The 9,319-nt window shown below is 45.2% G+C and carries 3 protein-coding genes and 6 pseudogenes; 3 read left to right on the top strand and 6 right to left on the bottom strand.

Annotation, left to right across the window (positions count from 1 at the left end):
• Positions 1–80 precede the first annotated feature (80 nt).
• Positions 81–634: pseudogene (locus BV494_RS25030) on the bottom strand (TetR/AcrR family transcriptional regulator).
• Between the two features lie 92 nt (positions 635–726).
• Between BV494_RS25030 and BV494_RS25025 the strand changes: the two are divergent.
• Positions 727–1,466: pseudogene (locus tag BV494_RS25025) on the top strand (SDR family NAD(P)-dependent oxidoreductase).
• A 136-nt stretch (positions 1,467–1,602) separates the two neighbouring features.
• Here BV494_RS25025 and BV494_RS25020 read toward each other — a convergent pair.
• From BV494_RS25020 to BV494_RS25000, 4 genes and pseudogenes are all read right to left on the bottom strand, one after another.
• A pseudogene (locus tag BV494_RS25020) lies at positions 1,603–1,920 on the bottom strand (recombinase family protein); the annotation flags it as partial.
• 12 nt (positions 1,921–1,932) lie between these two features.
• Positions 1,933–2,620 (bottom strand): annotated as a pseudogene (locus BV494_RS25015) (IS1 family transposase).
• 371 nt (positions 2,621–2,991) lie between these two features.
• Positions 2,992–3,947, bottom strand: a pseudogene (locus BV494_RS25010) (IS110 family RNA-guided transposase).
• Between the two features lie 272 nt (positions 3,948–4,219).
• Entirely contained in the window at positions 4,220–5,464 is a 1,245-nt protein-coding gene (locus tag BV494_RS25000) for an IS110 family RNA-guided transposase (protein WP_104925309.1), read from the bottom strand.
• An 88-nt stretch (positions 5,465–5,552) separates the two neighbouring features.
• Here BV494_RS25000 and BV494_RS24995 point away from each other — a divergent pair.
• Together BV494_RS24995 and BV494_RS24990 are read left to right on the top strand one after the other, a co-directional pair.
• Positions 5,553–5,858, top strand: a pseudogene (locus BV494_RS24995) (integrase core domain-containing protein); the annotation flags it as partial.
• 48 nt (positions 5,859–5,906) lie between these two features.
• A protein-coding gene (locus tag BV494_RS24990; RefSeq protein WP_095924512.1) for an IS3 family transposase occupies positions 5,907–7,006 on the top strand; the annotation gives its coding sequence in 2 pieces (ribosomal slippage) (positions 5,907–6,168 and positions 6,168–7,006; 1,101 coding nt in all).
• A 1,396-nt stretch (positions 7,007–8,402) separates the two neighbouring features.
• On the opposite strand, the gene BV494_RS24980 is transcribed toward BV494_RS24990, so the two are convergent.
• Positions 8,403–9,236, bottom strand: a complete 834-nt coding sequence (locus BV494_RS24980; protein WP_104925472.1) for a hypothetical protein — start codon at positions 9,234–9,236, stop codon at positions 8,403–8,405.
• Between the last annotated feature and the right edge of the window lie 83 nt (positions 9,237–9,319).

Below are 9,319 nucleotides of genomic sequence, written 5' to 3'. Positions count from 1 at the left end.
TGAAAATGATATCAACTATTACCCGACATTTATCACGCACAAAAAAGTGTAATACCCGTTCAGAAAGATATTTATTAGCTTCACCTCACCACAGCTCCATTTACAAAGAGATTCACCAGATGCGAGATTCGTGTTTTCGGCGAAATGTCGTTCTCGGCACACAGTAAGATGGCCGTGGCAATGCACACCAGATCGTCAAAGGTGAAATCAGGCCGAATAGCTCCCAGCCTTTGAGTCTGGTCAAGAAGACGTCTACCTTCCGCACTCGTTGCGAGGCAGCCCGGCGTTCCGATCTGGAGAACAGTGCCGAGTGAGGATGCAAGGCCGCGATAGACGGTCGTGAGGTGAACCAGTTCTTCTAAATAGGCTTGCAAGCCGCTTAATGGGCCAAGTTCGGTAGCTCGGGCGCGGCTGTTTTCTGCAAAAGTGAGGAAGCGGGCGCTGTAGGCCGCAGCCAACAGGTCTTCGCGTGTTGGAAAGCGCCGATACAGCGTACCGATACCGACCCCGGCACACTTCGCAACATCGTCCAGGGAGCGCTCGCGCCTTTCACCAGAAACACTTCTTCGGCGGCTGCGAGAATGCGCTCTCTGTTTCGTTGGGCGTCGGCCCTTAAAGTTGTTTCGTGGGTCAAAATCTTGGTCTCTCTGCAACTTGATAAATGGAGGATAGCTCCATATAATAAGTGGAACAACCCTCCATTTGAAACAAAAGCGAGTAAGCGACATGACAAAACGGTTTGATAACAGGGTGGTGCTCGTTACTGGCGGCACCGACGGCATCGGTCTGACCACTGCCAAATCCTTCGCCGAGCAAGGCGCTCACGTCTACATCACTGGTCGCCGACAAGATCGACTGAATGAAGCCTTAAAGGGAATCGGGGTGCCGTGGGAGTGCAGGGCGATGTCAGTAGTCAGGTGGACCTTGATCGCCTGTACGCGCAAATTCAGCAGGAAAAAGGCCATGTGGATGTGGTTTTTGCCAACGCAGGAATATCAGAATCAGCACCGATTGGTGGCATTGAGGAAGATCACTTTGATCGTGTGTTCGGCATTAACGTGAAAGGGACTGTCTTCACCGTGCAGAAAGCGTTGCCGCTGATGACGGCTGGCGGCAGCATCATCCTGACCGGATCAGGTGCAGGCAGCAAGGGTTTTGCAAATCTTTCCATTTACAGTGCGACGAAGGCGGCGATCCGCTCGCTTGCGCGTACATGGACTACAGATCTGAAAAGTCAGGGCATCCGGGTAAATGTTGTTTCGCCTGGAATGGTGTTGACCCCCGCGATGCGGACCTATCTGCAAAACAATGAAGGTTCGGAAGCGTGGATGCAGCAAGCGATCCCATTCGGCAGGCTCGCCAGAACCGAAGAAATTGCAAAGGCGGTCATGTTTCTGGCTTCTGACGAAAGCAGCTTTGTCGGCGGTGAAGAACTGTTCGTAGATGGCGGCTTCGTTGCTGTTTGATACGGAGCGCTTTTTTGCTGGCCGGGGGAGATTCATCTCCCCTTTCTTTTGTTCCTAGTGTCGCGAACGCTTCTGAATACAGTACCCTAAGATAATTAGGCCGTATTTTGATATTATCCCTTATCCAGAGCATTAATTATCCTTCTCTCGCTTCAGAGATAATTTTATAGACCGTTGATCGCGCAATTCCAATTTGACGTGAAATTTCCGTTGCCCCGGATCCTTTGCTATAGAGTGCTAGAACGATAGACCTGTTTACGGTGCGTTTGCGGCCGAATCGTATGCCTTTGAGCTTAGCTTCATGTCTGCCTTCATTGGTGCGTTCCAGTATTCTGCGCCGTTCAGCCTGGGCGACAGCTGACAGAATGGTTACGACCATTTTACCCATTTCACCGTCGGTGCTGATCCCGTCATCAATAAACCGGACAGCCACACCCTGGGCATCGAATTCTGGTAATGCCTCCAATTAGTAGAACATGTGTTTTTCGATGAAGGCACCGATAACTTTTTCGTGGAGTTCGATTGAGCGCGAGAAGCAAATCGTTTTCCGCGCCAGTCGTTTGATACGGGTACCAGCGTCAGGTTGTTACGCTCTATACGCTGCGTAAAAATCTTGCCGGTCAGATGCTTATCCTCGGCACTTCTCTGGCATAACTACCCCAGCTGTCGCTGGTTATCATGCCGATGGTAAAAGGGGCGAGCAATGCAAGCAGTTCACGGCATGTTTCATCGGTTCGGGGGCCAAAGGTGTAAGCAGAACACCGCCCGTTTTTGTATTGTATGCATACCAGAGCCAGTGCTGTCGGCCTTGCTGCCAACAAAGCTCCATTGTTCATCCAGTTCGCAGATCAGGCAATATCGGCATGAGCAACTGGCGAAGACGTCACTGTTTCGGTGCGAGTTTTTTAATGCGCGTATGACGGTATTGATACCGACTTTCAGTGTTCTGGCGGTATCACGGACCCCCGCCCCGTTGAAAGACATCTCAACGATCTGTTCTTTCACGCCCGGCTTACGGCCTCATAAGAATAAGTGAGCTGGAACACACGGTGGCAGTCACGTCAACGGAAGCGGTCATGTCCACAGGGGTTCTGACCATGGCGGTAAACCTGAGCTGAATTGCAACGGGGACAATGAACGTTAACGCTGGCCATGAGGGAACCTCAAAAGCGGACATTATACATCAAATTCAACCAATTGGAGGCATTACCGCCCTTCGAAAGAAATATAGTCAGCAGTTTATCTGCATGCCCTGAGTATTCGTTAGCGAACGTGGAGCACTTACTGGCTCGAAAGCAAAGCGGCAATCATCAGATCACATGATTCTGGCACAATATTCGTAACCAGTAAGCGCATACCCTGAATCACTTAAAAGTGTAACCCTCAGGGTTCGAATGACTATATCTGGCACATAGCGGACTTTACTAACTGCATCCATTTATTATTCAATAGGGTAATCGTCAAGCACACTTACAGTGAATTTGATGTTTAATCCTGATGTTGAATATTGTAATAAATAGATTTTTTATATTAACGAGGCATCCCATTTTTCTCCTTTCCTGATCATTGAATTTAAAATGGTGATGAGTTTGCGCATGCAGGCTACCAGTGCGAGCTTTTTGGGTTTTCCGGCGGTAAGCAGGCGTTGATAGAACATTTTAATGGCGGGATTAAACTGTGTAGCCACAAGAGCCGCCATGTAAAGCGTTGCCCGGACTCCGGCTCTGCCACCAAACGTGGTTCGTCTACCTCGCATTTTTCCTGAATCTCGGTTCAGGGGGCAACGCCGGTCAGTGCGCTAATCTCCCGTCGGTTGAGTTTCCCCAGCTCCGGCAGTTCAGCAATCAGACACGCGACAGTGACTTCACCAACGCCTTTTACGCTCCCAATCAACTCGGCCTGTTCCATGAAAAATACTTTTACGTGTTGCTTCATCTCTTCATTGATGCGGTCTAGCTCGTTTTCAAGCGCATCAATAATGTTATTGATGCTCTTACGACTTTGTGGATGAGAGGGATAGCGACGATTACGCTCGGCTACCAGCATGTTATTCAATTGGCGACGACGGACAACTATGGCGGTGAGTACGGCGCGCGCTTCGTCCGGCAGCGCACGGATATACCGGCTGCGGTCAGGATGGCGATCGATGACCTGGGCGAGTTGTGCCAGCATGGTGGCATCAAGCTTATCCGTTTTCGCCAAATATCCCATTGAGCGGGCAAAATCCCTAGCCTGACGAGGATTAATAACAACCACTTCATAACCCGCGGTTTGTAAGATACATGCTACTGATGCCTCCAATCCTCCGGTCGCTTCCATCAGTATCAACGAGATCTTCACTTCTTGCAGCGCCTTCAGGATTATCGTGAATCCGTCGTCATCATTATTGGTGGTAAATGATGTGAACTCTCCGGTGCCTGCAATGTCCAGCGACAGCTTAGCAATATCGATACCTATGCAGTGTTGATTTGGCTGACTCATGGTGCCCTCCTTACGATACGAATTTGTTTTCATTCAACTGTACGGGCTAGTGATGAGTGACTCAGCTCATGCGCGGGACGCTTGCATGCGGGCTTAATGCCCTGGGGTTCGCACGTGCTGCATGAGCTTTGCCAGACCTACAAATTCAGTTTATGCCATCTTCAAGATATAAGGGTCCGAAATGGCCCGACAGGACTTAACACAGCATTTTTGGGAAACCATGGACGTTGAGCATTATCTAATGGTCGCGATGCGCCTTACGGCCCGTTGAATCACGTCCCATGGCTTATTTCATAATACCCTTTGTAATCAATATTCTGCTTTACAATTGCATGCGCCACTCTGGCGACTTTTGTTGCCACAGCCGTCATGGCTTTTCTTTTCTGATCAGGCTTGTCTCCATTTTCCCGAAGATAGCGTTCATATTTGTACCGGAAACTGTTTTCCCTCGTTCTTACTGCTACTGTGGCGGCAAGCCAGAAGGCATATCTTAACCGCGCATTTCCACGTTTTGATAATCTGTAACCACTGTGCTTTTGCCCGCTCTGAAGGGCGGAGAGATTAAAACCACAAAAGTTGAGGTACTGCCGATAATGAGCGAAACGTGTCAAATCACCACTTTCAGCAATAACCATAAGGGCAATGACAGGTCCAATCCCCGGGATCGTACGTAAATGCTGGTAGTCACTTCGTTCCTGCAAATATTTTTCTGCTTGTTTCTCAAGTTGTAATCGTTGGGCCGAAAGTTCGATATATCGATGAAGCTGTAATCTGAACGTGGCCACTGCCAGAGAATCATCTGGCAACGGTAATGCAATGGAATTCGCTGCAACATCATAGAGATGTTCAAGAAACCGCTGTTTATACTGTTTCCGCCCAACAACATCCCATGACTGTTTTACAAACACATCCCGGTTAAGTGACGTGATACAAGACGGTGTAGGGAATTGAATTAAAAACTGGCAAAACCACTCTGCCCGGGACATATGCAGAAACTGCTCAGCTTCGGGAAAATAAAGGGTCAGATAGTGGTTAACCAGGCTGTTCGGACATCGTGTTCGTGCCAGAGTAACCTGATGGTATGTGTTTGATATCTCCTGTATATCGATAATGCCATTCGCCAGAGGATCATAAAATGGTGAAGATAATCCTTGTTCGAGCAAATACATAATGACACTGGCATCTTTGCGATCATTTTTATCCCAGGTCTTAAACAGCATCTCACGAGCTCGGGCACATCTGACAGATGAAACAAGATGGCACTGAACTCCCTGCTTATGTAACCACCATGCGATGTTACGGTGATAATCAGCTGTAGGTTCAAATGCAGCGATAATATCTTCATGGGGTGAAGCGGTGAGCGCAAGCAGTCGGTTGAACCCTTCCAGGGTATTTTCAATACGCAGATAGGATGTTCGTCCATCTGGGTGCCGAATTTTTGCATCGTGATGTTTTTTAGCGATATCTAGGGCAATCAGAGTCCCCGACACACCGATGTTACTAACTAAAGTGTTCATTGATTTTCTCCACTTGTGACAGACACAGACATTACAAGTTGTAGAAAATAGCTGACTTAAACGCTAGCTGGATGCATTCAATAGGTATAACGGACCGGAACTGATATCACTGGCTCTGGCGCAATGGGCCGAAGAGCATGGCGTGATGCTGGAATTTATCAAGCCGGGTAAGCCAACACAGAATGCGTTTATAGAAAGGTTTAACCGAACGTACCGGACCGAAATACTGGATTTTTATCTGTTCAGAACACTGAATGAAGCACGGGAAATAACGGAGCGCTGGCTGAATGAATATAACAGTGAGCGGCCCCATGAATCCCTGAATAACCTGACGCCGGAAGAATACCGGCTGATGGCTGAGATGATCTCCTCCCTGAAAACAGTGCCAGCCTAAACTAAAGTATCCGGTCTTTCTTTCATCTCACTGAGAGGCATATCAACCATGAAAAAGACCCGTTATACCGAAGAACAGATAGCATTCGCCCTTAAACAGGCCGAAACAGGCACTCGGGTGGAGGAAGTGTGCAGAAAGATGGGTATTTCTGAAGCCACTTTTTATAACTGGAAGAAAAAATTTGGCGGTATGGGCGTAACAGAACTGCGCCGTTTGCGGCAGCTTGAGGACGAAAACCAACGGCTTAAGCGTCTGGTGGCGGACCTCAGTCTGGATAAGGAAATGCTCCAGGATGTCATTCGAAAAAAGTTCTGAGGCCCATTCAGAAGCGTGAAGCGGTGACTTACCTGCTGGACGCCTATCGTATCGGGCTGCGTCGTGGTTGCCGTTTAATGATGCAGAGTCGCACGGTATACCTCTATCGCAGTTGTCGTGATGACAGGGCCCTGACTCACCGGATAAGAGAAATTGCGGAGACACGGATCCGCTATGGTTGCCCGCGCATTCATATTCTTTTGCGCAGGGAAGGCTGGTTAGTCAACCACAAGAAAACCCACCGAATTTACTGTCAGGAAGGACTGAATCTGCGAGCAAAACGCCCACTCAGGCATGTTACAGCCAGGCACCGACACGCCCGTCCAGAAGTGACCGCATTAGATCAGTGCTGGAGCATGGATTTTGTTGCTGATAATCTGTTCAACGGGCGTCGGATACGTGCCCTAACTGTAGTGGATAATTTTAGTCGTGAATGCCTGGCGATCGAAGTTGGTCAGGGGCTGCGCGGAGAGGATGTGGTGGCTGTTATGGAGCGCCTGAAACAAATGCAGCACCGTATACCACACCGGTTGCAGACGGATAATGGCAGCGAATTTATCTCTAAAGCGCTTGACCGATGGGCATACGAAAATAAGGTGACAATGGACTTCTCACGGCCCGGCAGACCGACAGATAATGCTCTGGTCGAGTCATTCAACGGGAGCCTGCGCGATGAGTGTTTGAATGTGCACTGGTTCCTGTCACTGGAAGATGCTCAGGAGAAGATCGAGCACTGGCGGCAGGAATATAACCAGTACCGGCCACATTCCTCATTAAATAACCAGACTCCGGAAGAATTTGTCCGAAGCCTGCAAACAGACCCGGATCTCTGATTTATCCTGGCATCAATATTGGGAAGGGATCAAACAGACCCGGATCTCTGATTTATCCTGGCATCAATATTGGGAAGGGATCAACAGACCCGGATCTCTGATTTATCCTGGCATCAATATTGGGAAGGGATCAGAAACCGGAAATCTCAAAAAGTGTGTGGAACTAAAGCTGGGTTACTTACAAATGGTTGAGGCTTTTGATGCACGTCTTGCGGATCGGTGTGTTGCGCCGTCAGGATGATACGCACTATTAATTTCATTATAAACAATGAGTTAGATTCATATAATCATAATTATGTTAAATCTAGTTCATTAAAATATGGACATAATTTTATCATGTCGGCTGTTTTAGTGCTCCAGCGATATTCCACACATTAAGCCTCCCCTGCGCTGCTAGGTAGACAACCCGAAACCGGACAAGAATTTCAATATGTTGGAGGAACAAAACTGATGAAGCAAATGCGGTTCTATTATTTGCACCCTTGAAACAATGCGCTGCACTATGGCTTGAATATAATCAGCAGTTGGAACTTATAAATCACCGTCACCTTCACACATGTAGCCATTCAGAATTAGTGTTGACATATTCTGAATCATCATTGATTGCAAGACTTCTGTAAGTTGCAATCATACGTTCGTGAATGCCAATGATATCTCTACATGAAAGAATATAAATCGCCGATTGGCCTCATGCCATGTTGTTTAAACAACCAGTAAATTCTAATTCAACCAGAATTTTCAACATTTTTTATAGTGCTCAGCATCAATAACAACAATACCTAGTGCCGATCTGCGCGTGACACTGACGAACTCACTGCTAGAACCATTATCAAGAACTGAAGCCAGTTCATGATGAGCAGTTGTAAAGTCTATAGCTTGGTCTCATTGAAATGTACAATCCGTATAAGAAATTAGCCACGACATCCATTTTCCCTGGATAGGCGCACTTGGCACACTGGATAGAAACAGTTTTGACGAATATTTAGGCTATATGGAAGTAATATACCAAAGATATTCCAAGTTATTTACCAATTGTTAAGTCTAGTGTTTAGGAAATTCAAAACCTTTTGTATTCTCAAATTTAAAATGAATTGAATTTACTGAACCTAATTCAGCAGCTTGTAGCATCGACTTCGAGAATTTGAAAGATGTTTCCAACAAAAGGATGATGTCAAGAGGTCATAGTTCAGAACATGTTTTTACCAATTAGTAAAGGTTGTTTGTTGTTAAAATTTGGGGGTAATTTTTGTATTACTAAAAAACCACAGCTAAGGTTATTCTTATATCGAATTTGAAGCTTAGCATTTCTCAGCCAAGATGTTTTTGGTAATAACGGTAGTGTTCCTAAACATAGGCTATTACTTTGAAGAATATTACACCTTTTTTTCAAAATTTTTCAACTCACTTTTAACCCGTAAATTACAAAAGAAAAGTAATATGCCATATAGGACCTGAACATAGAATTGAAAGTATCAAGGATTTGAATGTTCCCTGACTTGTTATCAAAAACTAGGAGGTTCAATTTATTTGCCTCAATGAGAATGTTTCTTAAGTGCGAACGTGATACTCCACAATTTTTTGAAATATATGAAATTTTCGATTTTTTTGACTCAATCTCGTTATTTTGGCATAACATAAATAAGCTAACCATGATCATATGGCCTGAGTCCTTAGTGATGAATATCTCAGCTCCTTTAGTTAAATCTACAAGATATAAACCAGCGTGAAAAATATCATAGTATTTTTGGAAAAAAAAACCTAACTCATTTTTCGATAAACTGGATGAGTTGACAATGTTAGGGAACAAAATATTAAGAGCTGGCATTACAGAATTTATTAAAGATAGTGTATCTAACTCCCCTTTCTCTGTGAAAGAGAACTTTATTTTACGTTTATCTAACCTGCTCTTATCAATAGTTATTCTTCCTGTGATTTTAAGCATGGAGAGTAGTGAGGTTATTGTGTTTTCACTAATCATTCCTGTTTTTAAGCACTCTGATTTTACATCAGAAAAATAGGAATCATTTTGATTATAAAAAACACATGCAGCGATACTTACAGCCAAAAAACGATTATTTTTAAAAATATATTTATAAAAAAGTTTTTTTGAACGGAATTCATCCAAAATGAGCAATGAATGATTTATGATGGCTTCGTTTATAGACTCATTTTTAAGTATGGTTTCGTAAAGATCGCATATTTCCCTGAAAATAACTAATTTATTTTTCATGAATATCTCTCATAATTACTTTTTAAGTTTCGTGATCGAATCATTTTATAGTAATTAATTTGCACAACTATTTATAAATTAGA

The organism is Rahnella sikkimica, assembly GCF_002951615.1.
GTDB classification, from domain to species: Bacteria; Pseudomonadota; Gammaproteobacteria; order Enterobacterales; family Enterobacteriaceae; genus Rahnella; species Rahnella sikkimica.
Note: the sequence above shows the minus strand (reverse complement) of the source record. Positions and strands in the feature narration are given on the sequence as shown.